This window comes from Dickeya sp. MK7, assembly GCF_000406305.1.
GTDB classification, from domain to species: Bacteria; Pseudomonadota; Gammaproteobacteria; order Enterobacterales; family Enterobacteriaceae; genus Dickeya; species Dickeya fangzhongdai.
Map to the genome: position 1 here is coordinate 3,816,182 of NZ_CM001984.1, position 24,036 is coordinate 3,840,217.

General features: G+C 58.4%; 19 protein-coding genes and 1 rRNA gene. 17 read left to right on the plus strand and 3 right to left on the minus strand.

Features of this window, described 5'->3' with window-relative positions:
- Window positions 1-16: 16 nt before the first annotated feature.
- The 12 genes from DXXMK7_RS16545 to emrB all read left to right on the plus strand — a co-directional run bounded on the left by DXXMK7_RS16545 (window position 17) and on the right by emrB (window position 14,811).
- Window positions 17-1,501, plus strand: a complete 1,485-nt coding sequence (locus tag DXXMK7_RS16545) for an NCS1 family nucleobase:cation symporter-1 (protein ID WP_038920027.1) — start codon at window positions 17-19, stop codon at window positions 1,499-1,501.
- Window positions 1,502-1,742: 241 nt separating this feature from the next.
- Window positions 1,743-3,545 carry an allophanate hydrolase gene (atzF, locus tag DXXMK7_RS16550; RefSeq protein WP_038920028.1) on the plus strand — a complete coding sequence of 601 codons (1,803 nt, stop codon included), beginning with the start codon at window positions 1,743-1,745 and terminating at the stop codon, window positions 3,543-3,545.
- A gap of 17 nt (window positions 3,546-3,562) precedes the next feature.
- Window positions 3,563-4,279: a GntR family transcriptional regulator gene (locus DXXMK7_RS16555; protein ID WP_038920029.1), complete on the plus strand. Its 717-nt coding sequence runs from the start codon at window positions 3,563-3,565 to the stop codon at window positions 4,277-4,279.
- A 696-nt stretch (window positions 4,280-4,975) separates the two neighbouring features.
- On the plus strand, window positions 4,976-6,178 hold the full coding sequence (gene proV, locus DXXMK7_RS16560) for a glycine betaine/L-proline ABC transporter ATP-binding protein ProV (RefSeq protein WP_038920030.1): 1,203 nt from the start codon (window positions 4,976-4,978) through the stop codon (window positions 6,176-6,178).
- Window positions 6,171-7,388: a glycine betaine/L-proline ABC transporter permease ProW gene (gene proW / locus DXXMK7_RS16565; RefSeq protein WP_038920031.1), complete on the plus strand. Its 1,218-nt coding sequence runs from the start codon at window positions 6,171-6,173 to the stop codon at window positions 7,386-7,388. The genes proV and proW overlap by 8 nt, the downstream gene beginning before the upstream one ends.
- A gap of 121 nt (window positions 7,389-7,509) precedes the next feature.
- Entirely contained in the window at window positions 7,510-8,508 is a 999-nt protein-coding gene (gene proX, locus DXXMK7_RS16570; RefSeq protein ID WP_038920032.1) for a glycine betaine/L-proline ABC transporter substrate-binding protein ProX, read from the plus strand.
- Window positions 8,509-8,822: 314 nt separating this feature from the next.
- Window positions 8,823-10,028 carry an MFS transporter gene (locus tag DXXMK7_RS16575; RefSeq protein ID WP_038920033.1) on the plus strand — a complete coding sequence of 402 codons (1,206 nt, stop codon included), beginning with the start codon at window positions 8,823-8,825 and terminating at the stop codon, window positions 10,026-10,028.
- Between the two features lie 99 nt (window positions 10,029-10,127).
- Window positions 10,128-10,889 (plus strand): AzlC family ABC transporter permease, encoded by a 762-nt coding sequence (locus tag DXXMK7_RS16580; RefSeq protein ID WP_038921104.1) that lies wholly within the window; start codon window positions 10,128-10,130, stop codon window positions 10,887-10,889.
- Window positions 10,886-11,227, plus strand: a complete 342-nt coding sequence (ygaH, locus tag DXXMK7_RS16585) for an L-valine transporter subunit YgaH (protein ID WP_038920035.1) — start codon at window positions 10,886-10,888, stop codon at window positions 11,225-11,227. Before DXXMK7_RS16580 ends, ygaH begins: the two co-directional genes overlap by 4 nt.
- Before the next feature lie 173 nt (window positions 11,228-11,400).
- Entirely contained in the window at window positions 11,401-11,913 is a 513-nt protein-coding gene (gene mprA, locus DXXMK7_RS16590; protein WP_013319204.1) for a transcriptional repressor MprA, read from the plus strand.
- Between the two features lie 172 nt (window positions 11,914-12,085).
- Window positions 12,086-13,261: a multidrug efflux MFS transporter periplasmic adaptor subunit EmrA gene (gene emrA, locus DXXMK7_RS16595; RefSeq protein WP_038920036.1), complete on the plus strand. Its 1,176-nt coding sequence runs from the start codon at window positions 12,086-12,088 to the stop codon at window positions 13,259-13,261.
- A 17-nt stretch (window positions 13,262-13,278) separates the two neighbouring features.
- Window positions 13,279-14,811, plus strand: coding sequence for a multidrug efflux MFS transporter permease subunit EmrB (gene emrB / locus DXXMK7_RS16600; RefSeq protein WP_038920037.1), 1,533 nt, complete (start codon window positions 13,279-13,281; stop codon window positions 14,809-14,811).
- An 89-nt stretch (window positions 14,812-14,900) separates the two neighbouring features.
- Here emrB and DXXMK7_RS16605 read toward each other — a convergent pair whose 3' ends face one another.
- Complete coding sequence (locus DXXMK7_RS16605; protein ID WP_038920038.1) at window positions 14,901-16,004, minus strand: tRNA/rRNA methyltransferase; 1,104 nt, start codon at window positions 16,002-16,004, stop codon at window positions 14,901-14,903.
- Between the two features lie 242 nt (window positions 16,005-16,246).
- Between DXXMK7_RS16605 and trxC the strand changes: the two genes are divergently transcribed.
- The 5 genes from trxC (at window position 16,247) to DXXMK7_RS16630 (ending at window position 22,127) form a co-directional block, all read left to right on the plus strand.
- Window positions 16,247-16,672, plus strand: a complete 426-nt coding sequence (gene trxC, locus DXXMK7_RS16610) for a thioredoxin TrxC (RefSeq protein ID WP_038666248.1) — start codon at window positions 16,247-16,249, stop codon at window positions 16,670-16,672.
- Between the two features lie 87 nt (window positions 16,673-16,759).
- Window positions 16,760-17,476, plus strand: a complete 717-nt coding sequence (locus tag DXXMK7_RS16615; protein WP_038920039.1) for a tRNA-uridine aminocarboxypropyltransferase — start codon at window positions 16,760-16,762, stop codon at window positions 17,474-17,476.
- A gap of 33 nt (window positions 17,477-17,509) precedes the next feature.
- A complete protein-coding gene (locus tag DXXMK7_RS16620) occupies window positions 17,510-20,176 on the plus strand; it encodes a bifunctional acetate--CoA ligase family protein/GNAT family N-acetyltransferase (protein ID WP_038920040.1) in 2,667 nt (888 codons plus the stop codon).
- A gap of 154 nt (window positions 20,177-20,330) precedes the next feature.
- Window positions 20,331-21,686, plus strand: a complete 1,356-nt coding sequence (gene pssA, locus DXXMK7_RS16625; protein WP_038920041.1) for a CDP-diacylglycerol--serine O-phosphatidyltransferase — start codon at window positions 20,331-20,333, stop codon at window positions 21,684-21,686.
- A gap of 117 nt (window positions 21,687-21,803) precedes the next feature.
- Window positions 21,804-22,127 (plus strand): YfiM family lipoprotein, encoded by a 324-nt coding sequence (locus tag DXXMK7_RS16630; RefSeq protein ID WP_038921106.1) that lies wholly within the window; start codon window positions 21,804-21,806, stop codon window positions 22,125-22,127.
- On the opposite strand, the gene DXXMK7_RS16635 is transcribed toward DXXMK7_RS16630, so the two are convergent.
- Window positions 22,124-23,428 (minus strand): MFS transporter, encoded by a 1,305-nt coding sequence (locus DXXMK7_RS16635; protein WP_038920042.1) that lies wholly within the window; start codon window positions 23,426-23,428, stop codon window positions 22,124-22,126. The two genes, DXXMK7_RS16630 and DXXMK7_RS16635, sit on opposite strands and share 4 nt — an antisense overlap.
- Window positions 23,429-23,853: 425 nt before the next feature.
- Window positions 23,854-23,969: ribosomal RNA gene (gene rrf, locus DXXMK7_RS16640) — 5S ribosomal RNA — on the minus strand.
- Between the last annotated feature and the right edge of the window lie 67 nt (window positions 23,970-24,036).

Below are 24,036 nucleotides of genomic sequence, written 5' to 3' on the forward strand. Positions count from 1 at the left end.
AAAAGGAGCAGATTCCATGCCAGAAAACATGACGTCCGCCGGAAACACCCCGGCGCATTACAGCCCGAGACTGTGCAATGAAGATTTGGCCCCGACGCGTGTACAAAGCTGGTCCTGGTACAACATCTTTTCATTCTGGATGTCGGATGTACACAGCATGGGCGGCTACGTGGTGGCGGCCAGCTTCTTTACGCTGGGCCTGGCCAGCTGGCAGGTGCTGCTGTGCCTGCTGGCGGGTATCTGCATCGTGCAACTGTGCGCCAATCTGGTGGCCAAACCCAGCCAGCTCAGCGGCGTACCCTATGCGGTGATTTGCCGTCAGTCCTTCGGCGTGTTCGGCGCCAACATTCCGGCGGTGATCCGCGGGCTGATCGCTTTCGCCTGGTACGGCATCCAGACTTATCTGGCCGCCAACGCGCTGATGCTGGTGCTGTTGAAATTCGTGCCGTCGCTCACGCCGCTGACCACCAGCCACTGGCTCGGTCTGTCGGCGCTGGGCTGGCTGTGCTTCGGCGTGATGTGGCTGCTGCAGGCGATGGTGTTCTGGCACGGCATGAGCGCCATCAAGCGCTTTATTGATATCGCCGGCCCGGCGGTCTACATAGTGATGCTGGCGCTGGCCGGATGGATTGTATACAAAACCGGGCTGGAGAATATCTCCTTCACGCTGGGCAGCAAATCCCTCAGCAGCGGCGAGCAGGTCTGGCAGATGATCACCGCCACGGCGCTGGTGGTGTCTTACTTCTCCGGTCCGTTGCTCAACTTCGGCGATTTCTCCCGTTACGGTAAAAGCATGCAGGAAATCCGTCGCGGCAACCGCTGGGGTTTGCCGTTCAACTTCCTGCTGTTCTCCATCGTGACGGTAGTGATCGTCTCCGGCACCCAGTCGCTGTTCGGCCAGATGATCACCGACCCGATCGAAACCGTCAGCCGCGTCGGCAACAGCGTGGCGGTGGCGTTAGGCCTGCTGACCATGATTGTCGCTACCATCGGCATCAACATTGTCGCCAACTTCGTTTCTCCGGCGTTCGACTTCTCCAACTGCGCGCCGCAGCGCATCAGTTTCCGTACCGGCGGGATGATCGCCGCGGTCGGCTCGGTGCTGCTGACTCCCTGGAACCTGTTCAACTCGCCGGAACTGATTCACTACACGCTCGACGTGCTGGGCGCGTTTATCGGCCCGCTGTTCGGCATCCTGCTGGCGGATTTCTACCTGATCAAAGGCGGCAAGATCGACGTAGATGCGCTGTTCAACGACACCCCCAGCGGGCGCTACTGGTATCGCAACGGCATCAACCCGAACGCGGTGCTGGCGCTGCTGCCCTCGGTGGCTATCGGGCTGGTGATAAGCTTTGTGCCGGCCTGGCATGAGGTCGCCAATTTCAGTTGGTTTATCGGCGTGGCGCTGGGCGCCGGCAGCTACCGCTATCTGGCGCGCCGCGAAAAGGCCGTCATGCCGGCCGCCAGCAACATGTCTGGCTTCGTGTTGGGTAAAGAATAAATCACACCGGGATCGCGGCGCGGCGTCGCGATCCGTCTTTGCTCCTTTCCATGCTCCTTTCCATATGCCCGTATGCCCTGTTTTCGAGCCCGCACCGGATGCGACTGTGCCATCGCGGTGCGTTCTTCTGCTGCCAGACCGGGCTTGTCTGACCATAAAGCAAGCAAAAACAGTGCATTAAAAAACTGGCATAAGGTTTGAATGTTGCATTCCATCTTGTATACCAACTGGAATGCATTTCATGACATCGCAGACTGTTTATACCAGCTTCACGTTGCCTCAGTGGCAGCTCCACCACCAGCAGCACCCGGACCTCCTGACTGAAACCCTGCTGACCATCTGGAGATCGCTGCGCACTGACGACCCGGCGTGGATTTATCTGCCCGACGAAGCCCGGCTGCATGAGCAAATCACCCATCTGCTCAGCCAGCCTGACGCCCAACGCCTGCCGCTTTACGGCATTCCGTTTGCGGTCAAAGACAATATTGATGTCGCCGGTTGGCCGACCAGCGCCGCCTGTCCGGCTTTTACTTACACCGCGGCGCAAGACGCCACGGTGGTCGCACGACTGAAAGCCGCCGGCGCCATCGTGCTCGGCAAAACCAACCTTGACCAGTTCGCCACCGGGTTGGTGGGCACCCGCTCACCGTTTGGCGCGGTTCCCAACAGCGTTAATCCGCAGTACGTCAGCGGCGGCTCCAGCTCCGGTTCCGCCTCGGTAGTCGCACGCGGGCTGGTGCCGTTCGCGCTGGGCACCGACACGGCTGGCTCCGGCCGCGTTCCGGCCGGATTCAACAATATCGTCGGTCTGAAACCCACCAAAGGCTGGCTGTCGACGCAGGGAGTCGTGCCCGCCTGCCGTCTGAACGACTGCGTGTCGGTGTTCGCACTGACGGTGCCCGATGCCTGGCTCGTCGCTACGCAGGCCGGCGGCTATGACGAAGGCGACGCTTATTCGCGTCATCATCCCCGCACCACGCCGGCGACGATGTCGGCCCGGTTACGGCTGGCGGTGCCGCATCCGCTGGAATTCTTTGGCGATCGGCAGGCGGAGCAAGCATTTCAGCAGGCACTGTCGCACTTGCAGTCAATGGGCGCGACGCTGGAACCACTGGATTTCAGCCCGTTCGAACAGCTGGCGCGTCAATTATATGAAGGGCCGTGGGTAGCGGAACGCACCGTGGCGGTCGGCAACCTGCTGCACGAACAGCCGGAAGCGATGGACCCGACCGTACGCCGCATCATCGCCAAAGGCGCCGATTACAGCGCCTGCGAGGTGTTTGAAGCGGAATACCTGCGAGCGGGGCTGGCCCGGCACATTGCCGCCCGGTTAAGCGGGTTTGACGCGCTGGTGGTGCCCACCGCGCCGACCATTCATACGCTGGAAGAGATGAAACAACAGCCGGTGGCCTACAACTCGCAGTTCGGCTTCTACACCAACTTCACCAATCTGGCGGATTTGTGCGGGCTGGCGCTGCCGGCGCCGTTTCGCGACGATGGCCTGCCCGCCGGCATCACGCTGATTGCGCCGGCCTGGCACGACGCCGCGCTGGCGGCGTTCGGTCAGCGCTGGCAGTCAGTCACGGCGCTGCCGCTGGGCGCTACCGGCAATATTCTGCCGCCGGTAGCGCCGCAGGAAACAGCCTCTCCTCATCATGTACGACTCGCCGTAGTAGGCGCTCACTTAAGCGGTATGCCGCTCAATTTTCAGCTGCTGACCCGCAACGCCGTCAAAGTGGAAGAAACCGTCACATCAGCCGACTACCGCCTGTACGCGCTGGCGAATACCCAGCCGCCCAAACCCGGACTGGTCAACACCGGTCAGGGGCAGCCGATTACGGTGGAGCTGTGGGATGTCCCGCTGGCGCGCTTCGGCGAGTTGGTGGCGGAAGTCCCGGCGCCGCTCGGCATCGGCACGCTGATGCTGGCGGATGGCCGTCAGGTCAAAGGTTTCATCTGTGAACCGGCGGCGCTTAACGGCGCGCGGGACATTACCGAATTCGGCGGTTGGCGCGCCTTTGTAACCCAACGCTCACCAGCCTGACTACGGGAGGAAACAGGATGCAATTCTCTGCGCCCGATGACCGGAACGCACGTCATAAAAGCAAACCGCCGGTACTGGCGGAACAGGTTTACCAACGGCTCAAGCAGGATATTTTCGATTTTCGGTTGCTGCCGGGAGATCGCTTTACCGAGAACGAACTGGCGGAACGCCTGTCGGTCAGCCGCACGCCGATCCGTCAGGCGCTGTTCCGGCTGGAAACCGAGGGGTTTGTGAGCGTGTACTACCGCAGCGGCTGGCAGGTCAAACCGTTCGATTTCGCTTACTTCGAGGAACTGTATGACCTGCGCATCGTACTGGAGCGGGAAGCGGTGCAGCGGCTGTGCCTGCTGTCGCCTGACGCCTGCGCCGCGCTGCTCCAGCCGTTGCATCAGTACTGGATAGACGACCCGCGGCAGGATGACGGCCAGCAGGTTTCCCGGCAGGATGAAGCCTTTCACCTGGCGCTGGTCGCGGCCGCCGGCAACCGGGAAATGGCGCGCGTGCACCGGGACGTCACCGAAAAAATTCGCATTATCCGCCGGCTGGATTTCACCCGTCAGGATCGCATTCAGGCCACTTATCAGGAACATGCCGCCATCCTGCAAGCCATCCTCGCTCAGCATAGCGGGCAAGCCTGCCGGTTGCTTGCCGAACATATCGCCGGCAGCAAAGCCGAGGTTCGCAACATTACTCTGCATCTGTTGCAGCAAGCCAGAAATCAGGCCAACGATTGACATCGATACTGCCGGCCGAGCCCGGCAGTATTTCCTGATTACATTCCGCGATTATTCGCGCCGCTGGCGCGGTGTCTGCTCCGTTCACTCCCGTCGCTGACCAACGTAAGCCACCGGGGATTCACCCGGTGGCCGCCTTTCTGTCCCCTTACATTATTTCGGGGATAAACACTCAGAATCATCCGATTATTTCATCGAGATAATGCGGCATATCACACCGCATTATCCCCGTCAAAATCGCCGCTCAAACCAGACTATTTTTTAGCGCCAAAACTCATTTCAAAACGACCACTCAAACCATAAATATCCCATTTCAACCACTGACGCAATCCGTTCAATCCATATGAATTTCGCATTAAATGACATTATTATTTCACTCATCTTACACCTTGCAAAAATCATTGTTTTTCTGATGAAATCCCTTTTCAAAAATTCAATTAAACCCCAGACAACAAAAACAGTAACTGAATGAATTTAAAACAAAAATAAACAATTTTACCCACAGAAAATTTCTCTTTCACTTTTCATACAGAAAGAATTAATTCGAATAAATATTGCCATCCAGTCGCCAAAAATGGACATCAATCCTCACCAAAGGGTTGTCAGAGCGTCGGTTTATGGTAGGGTATAAAAAGTGTCACCCACCATGAGGCAGCGAGAAAAAACAATTAAACCACACAGGAAACCCCTAATTACATGGCAATTAAACTTGAAGTAACACATCTATATAAAATATTTGGCGAGCATCCCGATAAGGCATTCAGGCTCCTGGAACAGGGGCTGAATAAGGATCAGATTTTTGAGAAAACCGGTCTGACGGTGGGGGTAAAAGACACCAGTCTGGCCATTGAAGAAGGCGAGATTTTTGTGATCATGGGATTGTCCGGTTCCGGCAAATCCACTCTGGTACGCCTTCTCAATCGCCTGATAGAACCCACTCGCGGTCAGGTACTGATCGACGGCGAGGATATCTCTCGCCTGCCGGACGGCGCGCTGCGTGCGATCCGCCGCAAGAAGATCAGCATGGTGTTTCAGTCTTTCGCGCTGATGCCCCACCTGAATATTCTCGACAACACCGCATTCGGCATGGATCTGGCCGGGGTGCCCCGCGTGGAACGCGAGCAGAAAGCGCTGAGCGCCTTGCAGCAGGTCGGCCTGGAGGCGTACGCCAACGCCTACCCGGACGAACTCTCCGGCGGGATGCGCCAGCGTGTCGGCCTGGCCCGCGCGCTGGCCAACGACCCCGATATCCTGCTGATGGATGAGGCATTTTCGGCGCTCGACCCGTTGATCCGCACCGAGATGCAGGATGAGTTGATCAAGCTACAGGCGCGCCAGCAACGCACCATCGTGTTCATTTCGCACGATCTGGACGAAGCGATGCGCATCGGCGATCGCATCGCCATCATGCACAGCGGCGAGGTGATTCAGGTCGGCACGCCGGATGAGATTCTCAATAACCCGGCTAACGACTATGTGCGCACCTTCTTCCGCGGCGTGGATATCAGCCACGTGTTCAGCGCTAAAGACATCGCCCGCCGCCGCCCGGTCGCGGTGATCCGCAAAACGCCGGGCGTTGGCCCGCGATCCGCGCTCAAGATCCTGCAAGAGGAGGATCGCGAGTACGGCTATGTGCTGGAGCGGGGGCGCAAGTTCATCGGCGTAGTCTCCATCGACTCCCTCAAACAGGCGCTGCGCGAGCAGCAACCGCTGGAGCAGGCATTATTGCCCGCCCCGACGCCGGTCCCCGCGGAGATGTCGCTCAACGAGCTGATATCTCAGGTGGCGCAAGCACCCTGCGCGGTACCTGTTGTGGACGAAAACCATGAATATCTCGGCATTATCTCCAAAGGGATGCTGCTGCAGGCGCTGGATAAGGAGAGTACGCTAAATGACTGACACCACGCAAAACCCCTGGGACGACACCCAAACGCCGGATTCGGCGACCAACGCCGGCCATAACCACGCCGCCGCCACACCGGGCGGGCATGCCGCTACGGCGGGCTCCTCGGGTACCCCAGCGCAGGCCGACCCCTGGGCGGCGTCATCAGCGCCGGCAGGCAACGCCCCGCCGACGGATAACGCCGCCGACGCCTGGAGCAATGCGCCGCCGCCCGCCGCCAGCGACGTACACCAGAGCGGCAGCGACTGGCTGAACAGCGCGCCAACACCGACACAGGAACACATCAACCTGATGGATCCGTTCCGCCATACGCTGGTGCCGCTCGACCGCTGGGTGACCGAAGGCATTGATTGGCTGGTACTGCATTTTCGCCCGCTGTTTCAGGGCATTCGCGTACCGGTCGACGTGATCCTCACCAGCTTTCAGCAACTGCTGACCGGCCTGCCCGCGCCGATCGCCATTCTGGTGTTCTCGCTGCTGGCCTGGCAGGCGTCCAGTTTCGGCATGGGCGTGGCGACACTGCTGTCGCTCGTCGCCATCGGCGCCATAGGGGCCTGGTCGCAGGCAATGGTCACGCTGGCGCTGGTGCTGACCGCGCTGTTCTTCTGCGTGATCATCGGCCTGCCGCTGGGGATCTGGCTGGCGCACAGCGATCGCGCGGCCCGTATCGTCCGCCCGCTGCTGGACGCCATGCAGACTACGCCGGCGTTCGTCTATCTGGTGCCGATCGTGATGCTGTTCGGCATCGGTAACGTGCCGGGCGTGGTGGTGACCATCATTTTCGCCCTGCCGCCGATTGTTCGCCTGACCATCCTCGGCATCCGTCAGGTGCCGGCGGACCTGGTGGAAGCGGCGCAATCTTTTGGCGCCAGCCCGCGCCAGATGCTGTTTAAGGTGCAGTTGCCGCTGGCGATGCCGACCATCATGGCCGGCATCAACCAGACGCTGATGCTGGCGCTGTCGATGGTGGTGATCGCCTCGATGATCGCCGTCGGCGGGCTGGGACAGATGGTGCTGCGCGGCATCGGCCGCCTCGACATGGGGCTGGCGTCCATCGGCGGAGTCGGCATCGTAATTCTGGCCATTATTCTGGATCGTTTGACCCAGTCGCTGGGGCGCGACGCCCGCAGCCGCGGCAACCGTCACTGGTACCACCACGGCCCGCTGGGACTGCTGGTTCGCCCCTTCATCAAATCCCGGGCCTGACCGCGCCCGGACCGCACCACCTGACCCTGCGGCCGGCGCCGGCTGGCCGCACGCTCTGACACAGGTGTCTGTGCATCGTTCACGACTGCTTATTGAATAAGACAATATGAGGACTATCCGTATGCGTAACATCAGCATGGCAACGCTTGCCCTGACTACCGTACTCAGTACCAGCCTGTTTGCCGCCGACGACCTTCCCGGCAAAGGCATCACCGTCAAACCGGTGCAAAGCACCATTTCCGAAGAAACGTTCCAGACCCTGCTGGTCAGCAAAGCGCTGGAAAAACTGGGGTATACCGTCGATAAGCCCAGCGAAGTGGACTACAACGTCGGTTACACCTCAATTGCCGCCGGTGACGCCACCTTTACCGCCGTCAACTGGCAACCGCTGCACGACGACATGTATCAGGCTGCCGGCGGCGATAGCAAATTCTACCGTCAGGGCGTCTACGTTTCGGGCGCGGCGCAAGGGTATTTGATCGACAAGAAAACCGCCGATCAGTACCACATCACCCGTCTGGATCAGCTAAAGGATCCGAAACTGGCGAAACTGTTTGATACCAACGGTGACGGCAAGGCGGACCTGACCGGCTGTAACCCCGGCTGGGGCTGCGACAGCGTCATCAATCACCAGATTCAGGCTTACGGGCTGAGCGACGCCGTCAACCACAATCAGGGCAACTACGCGGCGCTGATCGCCGATACCATTACCCGCTACAAGCAGGGCAAACCGATCCTGTACTTCACCTGGACGCCGTACTGGGTGAGCGACGTACTGGTGCCGGGGCGTGACGTGGTGTGGCTGCAGGTGCCGTTCTCCTCGCTGCCCGGCAAGCAGAAAGGCACCGACACCAAACTGCCTAACGGCGCCAACTACGGTTTCCCGGTCAACACTATGCGCATCGTCGCCAACAAGGCGTGGGCGGAGAAAAACCCGGCCGCGGCCGCCCTGTTCGCCACCATGAAACTGCCGCTGGCGGACATCAACGCCCAGAACCTGCGCATGCATCAGGGCGAAGCGTCTCAGGAAGCTATCGAGCGCCACGTCAACGGCTGGATCAGCGCGCATCAGGCGCAGTTTGACGGCTGGATTAATTCCGCCCGCGCGGCGGCAAAGTAAGTCGCTACGCCACCATAATCCAGAGGATGCCCGCCAGGGTATCCTCTATGTCTTACCCGCCGTTTTGGATCGACTCCGCTTTTCCTTCGCCGTTTTCCCTTTTTATCGGTTTCCGCCTTATCAGTTTTTATCGCCCCGAAAGTAAACGCTTACCCTTTGTCGGAAGCGGAGAATAATAGGCTTCTTCCGGTCTGGCTGATAAAACTCCTGATTATTTTCAGGGAAATTTATAAGATAAATTGCTGGATTCTCCGGCGTGACTGTTCAATACTAAATTAATAAATCCGATTTAACATTAAGTTAACATTTCTCGCATGTCTGCATCTACCACCACCACCGCCGGCCTGAGCCCGGCACTGACGCTGTTGATGTCCGCCGCCACCGGGTTGGCGGTAGCCAGCAACTATTACGCCCAGCCGCTGCTGGACGCCATCGCCCAGGCTTTCAGCCTGTCGGTCAATCAGGCCGGTTTTATCGTCACTGCCGCCCAGTTGGGTTATGCCTGCGGCCTGATGTTTCTGGTGCCGTTGGGCGACCGCTTCGAGCGCCGCGGTTTGATCGTCGGGATGACCCTGCTGGCGGCTGGCGGCATGCTGATTACCGCCTCCGCCCCTTCACTGTGGTTGATGGTGGCCGGCACCGCCATTACCGGCCTGTTCTCGGTCGTGGCGCAGATTCTGGTGCCGCTGGCCGCCACGCTGGCCTCGCCGGAAAGCCGCGGCAAGGTCGTCGGCACGATCATGAGCGGCCTGCTGCTGGGGATCCTGCTGGCCCGAACGCTGGCCGGCGCGCTGGCGTCGCTGGGAGACTGGCGCACGGTGTACTGGGTCGCCAGCCTGCTGATGACGGGAATGGCGTTGCTGATGTGGCGCGCGCTGCCGCGTTATCACCCGTCAACCAACCTTAACTATCCACAGTTACTGATCTCCATCTTCCAGTTATTCGGCAGCTCCCGCCCGTTGCGCACCCGCGCGATACTGGGCGCGCTCTCTTTCTCCAATTTCAGCATCATGTGGACATCGATGGCGTTCCTGCTCTCCGCTCCTCCTTACCATTACAGCGAGGCCGTGATCGGGTTATTCGGTCTGGCGGGGGCCGCCGGCGCGTTGTCCGCCAGCCGGGCCGGCCGTCTGGTGGATCAGGGCAAAGCCAAACTCTCCACCACCGTGGGGCTGTTGCTGCTGGCGCTGTCATGGCTGCCGATCGCCGCCGGCGTCAGCGCCATAGCGCCGTTGCTGATCGGCATTGTGGCGCTGGATATGGCGGTTCAGGGGCTGCATGTCACCAACCAGAGCGCGATTTACCGTATGTTGCCGGACGCGCGCAACCGTCTTACCGCCGGTTACATGACCAGCTACTTTATCGGCGGCGCCCTCGGCTCGCTGATTTCCGCCTACGCTTATCAGCATTTCGGCTGGCTGGGGGTATCGGGAGCCGGAGGCGCGCTAAGTCTGCTGGCGCTGCTGGTGTGGTGGCAAAATCATCATTACGAATCTTCGCAGCCGGAGACGCACGGATGACGCCCCGCCGCCGCCCAATTGACGGTAAAGCGCTATCGCTGACGGCGGTTTGCGCCTATGATGTTGTTTTTTCGACCAGTATATTTTTTCAATCCGTGGATGAGCCCAGACACCGTGAACTCCGTTTCTTCCAGCCAGACTGATGCCCGCACGACGGCCGACGCCTCGTTTGCCAGCGGTCTGTTTGACAGCCTGCCGATCGTCATCGGTTACGTGCCGGTGGCGTTCGCCTTTGGCCTGAACGCCGTCAAGCTGGGTTTCACGCCGCTGGAAGCCATTTTTCTTTCCTGCATCATTTACGCCGGCGCCAGCCAGTTCGTCATTACCGCGCTACTGAGCGCGGGCGCGTCTATCTGGGTGGCGGCGTTGACCGTAATGGCGATGGACGTCCGCCATGTGCTGTACGGCCCCTCGCTGCGCCGCCGTATTATGCAGCGACTGCCGACCGGCAAAACCGTCTGGTGGGCATTCGGACTGACCGATGAGGTCTTCGCCGCCGCGACGGCGCGGCTGTCGCGGGATAACCGACGCTGGAGCGAGTCCTGGATGCTGGGAGTGGCGCTGAGCGCCTGGCTGTCGTGGGTCGCCGGCACCGTGCTCGGCGCGGTATTCGGCAATGGCCCGCTGGAAGGTTACCCCGCGGTCGAGGCCGCACTGGCGTTTATGCTGCCGGCGCTGTTTCTGAGTTTCCTGCTCGCGTCCTTCAAACGCCGTCAGAGCCTGGTGGTAGCCGCCGCGCTGGGCGGCGCCAGTCTGGGGCTGCTGGTATCGTCCATTCCCGCCGCCATCCTGATCGGCATCGGCGGCGGTTGTCTGGCATCGCTGTATCAACCGACATCAGTAAAGGAAGAAACGCGATGAATACTTCAGTATTATTGATTGGTTTACTGGTGGGAACAGTTAACTTTCTGTTCCGATACCTGCCGCTGCGGCTGGGCGCCGACCGGGCGTCCGGTAACCTGCGTCGGGGCAAAACCGCCCTGCTGCTCGACAGTATCGGCATTGCTTCCATTTGCGCTCTGCTGGTGGTGTCCGCCCTGCCGGATATCATGCAGCACACAGAAAGACTGTTGCCAACGCTGGCAGGGTTCGCCCTGCTGACGCTTTGTTTTTACAAAACCCGCAGCATCGTACTGTCGACGCTGTTGGGCGCGCTGTGCTACGGCATAGTGTTTAAATGGTTTCAGACGATGGCCTGAACGTAACCGGCTAACGTCACTCGCACAGCCAAAAACAATAAACGGCGACAGACCGTACCACCTGCACATGTTTCGACCAGTGACAAAATAAGCACTAATCGACAAGTTTCTCGCATTTACCTAATTAGTAACATTCGTTACTATACGGGTCGTGATTAATAAGGTTGACATCTATGGAAAGTTCATTCGCCCCAATTGAAGACATGCTGCGTATGCGGGCTTCACGCCGCCCGGATTTCCCTTATCGTGAAGTCCTGCTGCTGCGTTTATTCCTGCATATGCAAACCAAAATACTGGAACACCGCAACCGTATGCTGAAAGAACAGGATATCAATGAAACCCTGTTCATGGCGCTGCTTACGCTCGAATCGCAGGAAAACTACTGCATTCAGCCTTCCGAATTAAGCGCGGCGCTCGGTTCCTCGCGCACCAACGCCACCCGCATCGCGGATGAGCTGGAAAAACGCGGCTGGATCGAACGACGCGAAAGCGACAGCGACCGCCGCTGTCTGTACCTGTACATGACCGAGAAAGGTAAAGCCTTTCTGGACGAACTGCTGCCGCCTCAGCACCGAAGCCTGAATATTCTCTGCTCCGCCCTTGAAGACAGTGAAAGAGATCAGTTGGAAGTGCTGATGCGCAAGCTGTTACAGCGTCTTGATGAAATGGATCAGGACGGCATTTAACGCCCGTCGCCATTCCTGACAGAGACCATCGCCATCGTTGCCTGCAAACCTTAATGGTTTGCAGGGGGAGTCGTGTTTTTTTAAAAAAAACCGTCACCGCGCGATATCGCCATGAAAGGCAATCAAAGGCCATGAAAGGCCGAAAAAAAAGAAATTTAACTGGGAGAGAACCATGAGTGCCAACGTGGAAAAGCAGACTCCACCAACTATGCCATCGAAGTCCAGAAAATCGCGTAAGGGAATTCTCACGCTGCTGATGATTCTGTTTTTCTTTATTGGCTGTGTGTGGTTTGCCTACTGGTATCTGGTGTTGCGGCACCATCAGGAAACCGATGATGCCTATGTCGCAGGCAACCAGATTCAAATTATGTCGCAGGTCAACGGCAGCGTCGCCCGCGTCAACGTCGACAATACCGACTTCGTTAAAAAAGGCGACGTACTGGTGGAGCTCGACCCAACCGACGCCGAGCAGGCCTTTGAACGGTCGAAAACCACGCTGGCCAACAGCGTGCGTCAGGTTCATCAGCAGATGATCAACGTCCGCCAGTACAAAGCCAACATCGACCTGCAGCAGATTGCGCTGGACAAGGCTATCAGCGACCTGAACCGCCGTGAAGCGCTGGGGCGGGCCAATGCTATCGGCCGGGAAGACCTGCAACATGCGCGCGACCAGGTCGCCAGCGCCAGAGCGTCGCTGGAAGCGGCCAAACAGCAGTATGCCGCCACTCAGGCGCTGGTGCTGAATACCCCATTAGAGCAGCAGCCCGCCATTGCCCAGGCCGCCACTGACCTGCGCAACGCCTGGCTGGCGCTCAAACGTACCCATATCGTCAGCCCGGTGGATGGTTATGTCTCCCGCCGCAGCGTGCAACTGGGCGCGCGCGTCACCCCCTCTTCCGCTCTGATGGCGGTGGTGCCGGCCGCTCCGCTGTGGGTCGACGCCAACTTTAAGGAAACCCAGTTAGCCAATATGCGCATCGGTCAGCCGGCGGCCATCGTCAGCGACCTGTATGGCGACAGCGTGGTGTACAAAGGCAAAGTGGTGGGTCTGGACATGGGAACCGGCAGCGCCTTCTCGCTGTTGCCGGCCCAGAACGCCACCGGCAACTGGATCAAGGTAGTACAGCGCCTGCCGGTGCGTATCGAATTGGATCCGAAACAGCTGGCCGATTACCCGCTGCGTATCGGCCTGTCGATGCTGGTTAAAGTGGATACCGCCAATACCGACGGCAAGGTGCTGTCCGATGCGTCCCGCGCGACACCGGCCTATCAGAGTGATGCACTGGATCTGGATCTGACGCCGGTTGATCAGATGATCGACCAGATCATCGGCGCCAACGCTGGCTGACCCCAGAGGAGAGCAGCGTGACAAGAAAACCACTTGAGGGCATGACGCTGGCTCTGATGACGATCGCCCTGTCGCTGGCGACGTTCATGCAGGTGCTGGACTCGACAATTGCCAACGTAGCTATTCCGACCATCGCCGGGAATCTCGGCGCATCCAACTCACAAGGCACCTGGGTCATCACGTCTTTTGGGGTGGCAAACGCCATCTCCATCCCCATCACCGGCTGGCTCGCCAAACGATTCGGCGAGGTGCGCCTGTTTATCTGGGCCACCGTGCTGTTTACCCTGACCTCCTGGCTGTGCGGCATGTCCACCAGTCTGGAAATGCTGATCGTTTCCCGTATGCTGCAGGGTCTGGTTGCCGGGCCGATCATTCCGCTGTCCCAAAGCCTGCTGCTGAATAACTACCCGCCTGCCAAACGAGGCATTGCGCTGGCTTTGTGGTCAATGACGGTGGTGGTTGCCCCGATCTTCGGCCCGATCCTCGGCGGCTGGATCAGCGACAACTACCATTGGGGGTGGATCTTCTTCATCAACGTGCCGTTAGGCATTGTGGTGGTGCTGATCACCCTGCAGACATTGCGCGGGCGCGAAACCAAAACCGAAATTCGCCCCATCGACACCATTGGGCTGATTCTGCTGGCGGCGGGTATTGGTTGCCTGCAGATGATGCTGGACCGCGGCAAAGAGCTGGACTGGTTTAACTCGACGGAAATCGTGGTGCTGGCGGTGGTTGCGGTGATTTCGCTCACCGTGCTGGTGGTTTGGGAGCTGACCGACGATCACCCGGTGGTCGATCTGTCGCTGTTCAAAATGCGCAATTTTACTATCGGCTGCCTGTGCACCAGCCTGGCGTTCATGCTCTATTTCGGCGCCATCGTACTGTTGCCGCAGTTGCTGCAGGTCGTGTTCGGCTATACCGCCACCTGGGCCGGGCTGGCTTCCGCTCCCGTGGGCCTGATGCCGGTGATTCTCTCGCCGATCATCGGGCGGTTCATGCATAAGCTCGATATGCGCCGTCTGGTGACGTTCAGCTTCATCATGTATGCGGTCTGTTTCTACTGGCGAGCCTACACCTTTGAGCCGGCAATGGATTTCGGCGCGTCCGCCTGGCCTCAGTTCGTGCAAGGGTTCGCCGTGGCCTGTTTCTTCATGCCGTTGACCACCATCACCCTCTCCGGCCTGCCGCCGGAACGGATGGCGGCCGCCTCCAGTCTGTCGAACTTTGCCCGTACGCTGGCGGGCTCCATCGGCACGTCGATCACCACCACATTGTGGGAGCGTCGGGAAGCATTGCATCACGAACAGCTTAGCGAGGTGATCAATCCCTACAACCCGCTGGCGCAGCAGACCTATCAGCAACTGGAAGCGATGGGAATGAGTCAGCAGCAGGTATCCAGCTATCTGGCTCAGCAGATCACGGCGCAGGGGCTGATTATCGGCGCCAACGAAATCTTCTGGCTGTCGGCCGGGGTGTTCGTCGTGCTGATCGTGCTGGTGTGGTTCGCCAAACCGCCATTCGGCAGTCACTCGGCTGGCGGCGCACACTGATTTCCCACGCCGAACAGAGCTAAAGCGCAAAAGCAAAAAAGGTGGCTACGCCACCTTTTTTATTGCCGCACGACATCACACGACAGATTTTAGCCGTGATTCTGGCGCCACCATTCCGCCAGCAGGATCCCGGTCGCGACCGAGATATTCAGGCTTTCCACGTTGCCGGTGCCGTCAATCGACACTTTGACGTCGCCCTGCTGCCAGGCGTTGTCAGACAAGCCATCCCCTTCCTGCCCCAGCACAATCACCGTTTTGGCAGGCAGCGAGACTTTCGACAAGGTCGTGCCTTTGTGGCTGGAGGTGGTGACGATGGTGTAACCGGCGGCACGGAACTGCGCCAGCGCATCGACCAGACCGTCAGCGCTGATCGCTTTCACGTGCTCGGCACCGCCTTCCGCCGTGCGCACCGCCGCGCCGGATTCCAGCTGCGATGCATCGCGCACCAGCACGCCTTTCACACCGAAATGGGCGCAGCTACGCATGATGCCGCCCAGGTTATGCGGATTGCCGACATCTTCCAGCGCCAGCACGCAGTCGGTATCCCCGGCTTCGCGCAGGTACGCCGTCACATCCAGACCACGACGTTTCTTGATCAGGAAACACACGCCGCCGTGATGCTCCGTACCGGACGCGCGGATCAGCTCGTCGTCTTCCACCACGTGGTAAGCCTTACGGTTGGCCGCCATCCAGCGCAGCGCTTCACGAAAACGCGGCGTGACTTCCTGCAGGAACCAACCGCGCACAATCGCTTCCGGACGGCTCAGGAACAGCGCCTGACAGGCATTTTCTCCGTAGACGCGGGTCTCTTCCGACCGCTGGCGACGAATCTGTTCCGGATCGATCTGGCTCTTACCGCTGATACCGCCGTGATCCGGCTCTTCTCCCGGTGCGCGCGATACCGTTTTCCACGGAGAATCCGCATGATCAACCGGCTCGCGACGCGGTGGACGCGGACGCTCACGCCCCGCCGACTCGCTACGCCATTTGCCGCCACGCTCGGCGCCATCTTTATTATCTCTGTCCCGCCCGCCGCGCGGCGCGCTATCTCGCCCTTTACGGCCACGGTTGTCGCCATCGCCACGACGCTTATCCGGCGTACGTTTCTGCTTACCGTTCTTCTCGTCCCCGTCTTCGCTGCGGACGTACATGACGCGGACTTTGCCGCTCTTTCCACTTAATTCATCGCTCATGTTGTTCTCCACCTACGCGCTGGGCGCGAAGATTACCCTATGTCCACCGGCTTAGCCACCAACCCGATCATAAAAGTCACTAACTATTATAACCATTGGGTAAAACGCCTTGTTGGCGTTCGACCCGCTATCCATACTTATCCTGCTTTCGCACCACCGTCTGTTGATCTCTTCGCGTATGCTGGGCGCGCTTCCGTCAACAGTACACTTGATTCCAGCCCTTTTGCTACCGAGGCCCGTTTATGAATACGGTATGTGCATCCTGCAACGCCACCAACCGCCTGCCAGAAGAACGCAGCAATGATCATCAACACGCCAAATGCGGCCGCTGCGGTCAGGCGCTGTTCAGCGGCAAGGTGATTAACGCCACTGAAGAAACGCTGGATAAACTGTTGCAGGACGATCTGCCGGTGGTCGTGGATTTCTGGGCGCCCTGGTGCGGACCGTGCGTTAACTTTGCCCCGGTATTTGAAAGCGTCGCCGACGAAAACGGCGGCAAAATCCGCTTCATCAAGGTCAACACCGAAGCGGAACCCGGCCTGAGCGCCCGCTTCCGTATCCGCAGCATTCCTACCATCATGCTGTTCAAACACGGCAAAGTGGTTGATATGCTCAACGGCGCCATGCCCAAAGCCCCTTTTGAAAGCTGGCTTAGTGAATCGCTGTAAATCATTCCTCACCAGACGCCCCGCTAACACGCGGGGCTTCAGGTCGGCAGCCCGGTCGTTTAGAATGTCCCTTTTTAATGGAAAATCATGACCGGTAACGCCGTCCTGCGTCTGCGCCAGCAACGCCTTGCTCTTTCCACGCGCCCATTTCGCGCCCGCGGCTGCCGTGTCATCCGCTGCCAGCGTTGCCTGCTGCCGGAAGTCCACTGCCTGTGCGACACCCTCTCGCCGCGCACCGCCCGCAGCCGCTTCTGTCTGGTGATGTTCGACACCGAACCGATGAAACCCAGTAATACCGGTCGCCTGATTGCCGATGTCCTGCCGCAGACTGATGCCTTTCTGTGGTCCCGTACCGAGCCGGACCCGGCGTTGCTTGCCGCCCTGCAAACAGAAGAGTATCAACCCTGGCTGGTCTTTCTGGCGGACGACGATGAAAGCGGCCGTCAGGTCTGTCACCAACTGCCCGCCGACGGCAAACCGCCGCTGTTCGTGATGCTGGACGGCACCTGGCCGGAAGCGCGAAAAATGTTTCGCAAAAGCCCGTACCTCGATACGTTGCCGATCCTGTCGTTAAGCGTGGACGCTTTGTCCAGCTACCAGCTACGGGAGGCCAGCAGCGCCGGGCAGCACTGCACGGCGGAAATCGCCATCGCCCTGCTGCGTCAGGCCGGCGATAACGATGCCGCCGAAGCGCTGGCGCAGCATTTCGACCGTTTTCGCCGCCACTATCTGGCAGGCAAAGCCCATCACGCGAAAAAGAAAATTTCTTCCACTGTCACAGCAAAACCGGCAACAGACGTTTAAGATCAATCAGGTGTCTTCTAACAGGAGTAACTGATGAGTCAGCGCGGATTAGAGGCTCTGCTGCGGCCCCGTTCGATTGCCGTAATCGGCGCGTCGGAAAAACCGGGGAGAGCCGGATTTCTGATGATGCGCAACCTGCTTGACGGCGGCTTCAACGGACCGGTGCTGCCGGTTACGCCCAAATATCAGGCAGTCTGCGGCGTACTGGCGTACCGTGATGTCGCCAGCTTACCGATGACGCCCGATCTCGCCGTTATCTGCACCCGCGCCGACCGTAATCTGCCGCTGCTGGAAGCGCTGGGGCAGCGCGGTTGTAAAACGGTCATCATACTTTCCGCGCCGCCGGCGCAATTCGCCGAACTGAAAAACTGCGCCGCCCGCTATGCCGTACGGCTTCTGGGGCCAAACAGCCTCGGCCTGCTGGCGCCCTGGCAGGGACTCAACGCCAGCTTTTCGCCGGTGCCTATTCTGAAAGGCAAACTGGCGTTTATTTCCCAGTCGGCGGCGGTTTCCAACACCATACTGGACTGGGCGCAACAGCGCGGCATCGGTTTCTCCTACTTTATCGCGCTCGGCGACAGCCTGGATATTGACGTCGACGACCTGCTGGATTTTCTGGCGCGGGACGGTAAAACCAGCGCTATTTTGCTGCATCTGGAGCATGTCAGCGACGCGCGGCGTTTTCTCTCGGCAGCGCGCAGCGCATCCCGCAACAAGCCGATTCTGGTGATCAAAAGCGGGCGCAGCCGACAGGCGCAACAGCTGTTGCATGACGGCCAGCACGGGCTGGACGCCGCCTACGACGCCGCCATCCAGCGCGCCGGGCTGCTGCGGGTGCAGGATACCCACGAACTGTTTTCGGCGGTGGAAACCCTCAGCCACCTGCGTCCGCTGCGCGGCGAGCGCTTGCTGATCGTCAGCAACGGCGCATCGCCCGCCGCCCAGGCGTTGGATCAGTTAATTGCGCGTCAGGGCAAGCTGGCGACGCTGAGCGAGACGACGCAGCAGGCGTTGCGTGCCGTGTTGCCCGATACCGTCTCCGTCGGCAACCCGCTGGACTTGCGCGACGACGCCACGCCGCAACGCTATCTGGCGGCGCTGTCGGCGCTGCTGGACAGCGACGATTACGACGCGTTGCTGATTATCCACGCCCCGAGCGCCGCCGCGCCGGGTACGGAAAGCGCTGAAAGCCTTATTCAGCTGTTGCAGCAACATTCGCGCGGCAAACGCATCACGTTGCTGACCAACTGGTGCGGTGAATTCTCTTCCCAGGAAGCGCGCCGTCTGTTTAACGAGGCGGGCATCCCGACTTACCGCACCCCGGAAGGCGCGGTGATCGCGTTCATGCATATCGTCGAATACCGTCGTAACCAGAAGCAACTGAAAGAAACCCCGGCGCTGCCATCGGATCTCACCGCCAATGCCGCACAGGCGCATCAGTTGATCGGTCAGGCGCTGCAGGAAGGCGCCACCCGGCTCGATACCCACGAGGTCCAGCCGATTCTGCAGGCGTATGGCCTGAATACGTTGCCAACCTGGATTGCCGGCGACAGTACCGAAGCGGTGTACATCGCGGAAAAAATCGGCTACCCGGTCGCGCTTAAACTGCGATCCCCGGATATCCCCCATAAATCGGAAATTCAGGGCGTCGTGCTGTACCTGCAGAATGCTCAGGAGGTGCAACTGGCGGCGGAAGCGATGCTGGAACGAGTCAGACATACCAATCCGCAAGCACGCGTACTCGGCTTGCTGGTACAGGGCATGGCTAATCGTACCGGCGCGCTGGAGTTACGTATCGCGGTCGAACAGGATGCCATCTTTGGTCCGATCATCATGCTGGGTGAAGGCGGCATGGAATGGAGCCGGGAAACGCAGGCGGCGGTGGCACTGCCGCCGCTGAATATGGCGCTGGCGCGCTATCTGATCGTTCAGGCGTTGAAAAGCGGCAAAATCCGCAGCCAAAACGCGCTCAAGCCGCTGGATATTCCGGCGCTCAGCCGGTTGCTGGTGCAGGTTTCCAACCTGATTCTGGATTGCCCGGAGATCTCGCGTCTGGATATTCACCCGCTGCTGGCCTCCGGCGAGGAATTCACGCTGCTGGATGTTACGCTGCATCTGGCGCCTTTCAGCGGCGACCCGCAGTCTCGTCTGTCTATCCGCCCTTATCCGCAGGAACTGGAAGAAACCGTCCGGCTCAAGGATGGCGCGTCCTGTCTGTTCCGCCCCATCCTGCCCGAAGACGAACCGCTGTTGGCCCATTTTATCGGCAAAGTAACCCGCGAAGATCTGTATTACCGTTATTTCAGTGAAATCAACGAATTTACCCATGAAGATTTAGCCAATATGACCCAAATTGACTACGATCGTGAGATGGCTTTTATTGCTGTGCGGTCAGGAGCGGAAGGTGAGCCGGAGATCATCGGCGTCACACGCGCCATCGCCGACCCGGATAATACCAACGCGGAATTCGCCGTACTGGTGCGATCCGATCTGAAAGGGCTGGGATTAGGCAGGAAACTACTGGAAAAATTGATCCATTATACCCGCGCCCACGGTCTGGCGCGTCTGAGCGGCATCACCATGCCGACGAATCAGGGTATGGTCACGCTGGCGAAAAAACTGGGCTTCGCCGTTGATGTGCAACTGGAAGACGGTATTGTGACGCTGGAGCTGCCGCTGGACTCGTCCGCACAGCCATAATCAGGCGCGCAGATGCGGGCGGGATCTCGCTACAGGCAGTAAAACTTGCTCACAACGCTTGCCAAGTAGTGGTATCATCGCCCGATTCGGCTATGCCTTAACGTATATTTATGACCACGCGGTCATCCCACGATGAGAGAAGAATCGCACTGTGATGTTGTCAAAATTAAAGCGTACGAAATATCAACAACACCTTGCACAACTGCCTAAAATTCCTCAGTCTGCCGATGACGTCCAGACGCTTCACAGCCCAGCGCTTTTCCGTACTACGCTGACAGAACAGATTCTGCAGGCGAAGAAACGCATCTATCTGGTAGCCCTGTATCTGGAACACGATGACGGCGGCGAAGGCATTCTGTCGGCGCTCTATCAGGCCAAACGCCAATGCCCTGAACTGGAGGTCACCGTACTGGTCGACTGGCATCGCGCCCAGCGCGGCCGCATCGGCGTTGCCGCCGACAGCACCAACGCTGACTGGTACTACGAAATGGCGCAGCGGTACGATGATGCGCCCTTCCCGATTTATGGCGTCCCGGTCAATACGCGTGAAGCGCTGGGCGTCCTGCATCTGAAAGGGTTTATTATCGATGACATGGTGCTTTACAGCGGCGCCAGTCTGAACGACGTCTACCTGCATCAGCATGAAAAATACCGTTATGACCGCTATCAGCTGATTCATAACCCCATGCTGGCTGATGTCATGGCGCGTTATGTGCAGGACCTGCTGGCTGCGTCCGCCGTGCAGCGGCTGGACCGCTCGTCTCGCCCCAAAACCATCGACATCAAAAACGATATCCGCCAGTTCCGTCAGTCATTGCGTTCGGCAACGTATATGCTGCCTGGCGTCGGCGACAACAACCACCAATTGACGGTGACGCCGCTGGTCGGTCTGGGCAAACAGAGCCCGCTGAACCGGACTATCCATCACCTGATGTACTGCACTGAGCAGCGTTTGGTGATGTGTACCCCGTACTTCAATCTGCCGGCCCTGCTGGTTCGCAACATTATCCGTCTGCTGCGCAACGGCAAGCAGATCGAGATCATCATCGGCGACAAGACGGCAAACGACTTCTTCATCCCAGAAGATCAGCCGTTCCGGATTATCGGCGCGCTGCCGTACCTGTATGAAATCAACCTGCGTCGTTTCCTGAGCCGGTTGCAGAAATACATCGACAGCAACCAACTGATGATCCGTCTGTGGAAGGACGGCGATAACAGCTTTCACCTCAAAGGCATGTGGGTGGACGATAACTGGCAACTGCTGACCGGCAACAACCTCAATCCTCGCGCCTGGCGGCTGGATCTGGAAAACGCCATTCTGATTCATGACCCGGAGCAGGAATTACAGGTACAGCGTCAGCAAGAGCTGGAGTGCATCCGCGCTCATACCCAGATCATCACGCACTATCAGCAGTTGCAAAGTATCGCGCAATATCCGGTAAAAGTGCGCAAGCTTATCCGCCGTCTGCGCCGTATCCGCATCGATCGCCTGATCAGCCGTATTTTGTAACCATCTGCCGTATTCCCGGCACAGTTTGTTAATGCTCTGCCGGGAATTATCATGCCTGTAGTAAGCTTTGTCAGGTTTCTTCGGCCAGTGGCGGTATACAGGTCATGAGGGGAGATGATGCGCAAAGCGCTGCTATTACTGCTGTCCGTCTGTTCAGGATGCGCGCACATGGCGCAGGATCAGTGGACGGGGCCCGACAAAGCGAAACATTTTATGGCATCAGCGCTACTAAGCGCCGCAGGCAGTGAATTCGTGGAACATCAGCATCAGAGCCGCGACCGCAGCGCCGCATTCGGATTGATGTTTTCCGTCAGTATCGGCGCAGCCAAAGAAGCCTACGACAGCCGGCCGCAAGGTAGTGGCTGGAGTTGGAAAGATTTCACCTGGGATATAGCCGGCGCAACGGCCGGCTACTGTTTATGGCAGGCAGCCCATCGTTAGAGCGTCTCGCCTTTCCCTTTGTGATGCAGCCCGAGCGAAACCAGAAACGCCAGCGCGCCCATCAGCGAAACATACCAGAAGAAAGCCTCTTCCGTACCCAGCGATTTTAGCGACAGCGCCACATACTCAGCGGAGCCGCCAAACAGGGCGTTCGCCACGGCGTAGGACAACCCAACGCCCAGCGCGCGCACTTCCGGAGGAAACATTTCCGCCTTGAGAATGCCGCTGATCGAGGTATAAAAGCTCACGATCACCAGAGCCAGCATTACCAGCGCAAACGCGATAACCGGGTTAGTCACGCCTTGCAAAGTAGACAGAATCGGCACCGTCAGCAACGCCGAAAACGCCCCAAAAACCAGCATGGAACTACGACGACCAATTTTGTCGGACAGCGCGCCGAACAAAGGCTGCAACAGCATGAAAGCAAACAGCGCCAGAGTCATCAACCCGCTGGCGGATTTGGCATTCATCCCGGCGGTATTCACCAGATATTTCTGCATATAGGTGGTGTAGGTATAGAAGCTCAACGAACCGCCGGCGGTAAAACCCAACACCATGACGAAAGCCTTGCGATTACGCCACAGCGCGCGCAGCGATCCGGCATCCTTACGGGCACGGGTTTCACTGGCGGAGGTTTCATTCAGCGAACGACGCAGAAACAGCGCTACCACGGCCAACGCCGCACCCAATGCGAACGGAATACGCCAGCCCCACGTACGCAAATCCGTATCGGAAAGCAATTGTTGCAGGATTACCACCACCAGTAACGCCAGCAATTGACCACCGATTAGCGTCACGTATTGGAATGAAGCATAGAATCCTTTGCGCCCTTCCAGCGCCACCTCACTCATGTAGGTTGCGCTGGTGCCGTACTCCCCGCCGACCGACAGCCCCTGAAACAAACGCGCTATCAGCAACAATAATGGCGCCCAGACGCCAATCGTCGCATAGCCGGGCAGGCAGGCGATCACTAAGGATCCCAGGCACATCATACACACAGAAATCAGCATCGATTTTTTACGGCCATATTTATCGGCGATATAGCCGAATAACCAGCCGCCAATCGGGCGCATCAAAAATCCGGCAGCAAATACGCCGGCGGTCTGTAACAATTGCGTTGTGGTATTACCGGTTGGGAAAAAGATATGCGCAAAATAAAGGGAACAAAACGAATAGACATAAAAATCAAACCATTCCACCAAATTTCCCGATGACGCGCCGACTATCGCCCAGATGCGTTGACGGGCGGTATTTATAGTTGTTGATTCTGTTTCCTGTTGTGGGTTTATTGTATTTGCCATATAAGCGTTACCCTTCCTGTCTGCTATTTAATGATTATCTTATAGCAGATACAGTAAAACAGGCTCGGTAGTTCAGGCAAAGGCTAACTGGCTCATGTAATTATTTAAGCTGACGGCGTCACTCTACAATGAAATAACAGCAGAGGTTATTTCATTGCAATTAAAACAGGGAATTCCGCGAATATGGTAAGGATATAATCCGTGAATATGGCGATTCTATTGTAAAACGTTTGCCATAAGGCATTCGAAAGGTCATTGCCTGAACAGGACAGAAGCCATCATTTAACGTACCTGAATTGTGCCCCATCGTGCCGCGGCAATACTTTCTTTTACCTGTGTAGAACCTCATGTCTTAACGTTATTCAGGATGAACAATAGAAAAGAAAAAAGGCCATCCGCATGGATGGCCTTTCTTGCTGTTTGATGTCTGGCAGTTCCCTACTCTCGCATGGGGAGACCCCACACTACCATCGGCGCTACGGCGTTTCACTTCTGAGTTCGGCATGGGGTCAGGTGGGACCACCGCGCTCTCGCCGCCAGACAAATTCTTTTATTTAATTTGCCGAACACTATTTAAAACAAGTGGTGCTGATACCCAGAGTCGAACT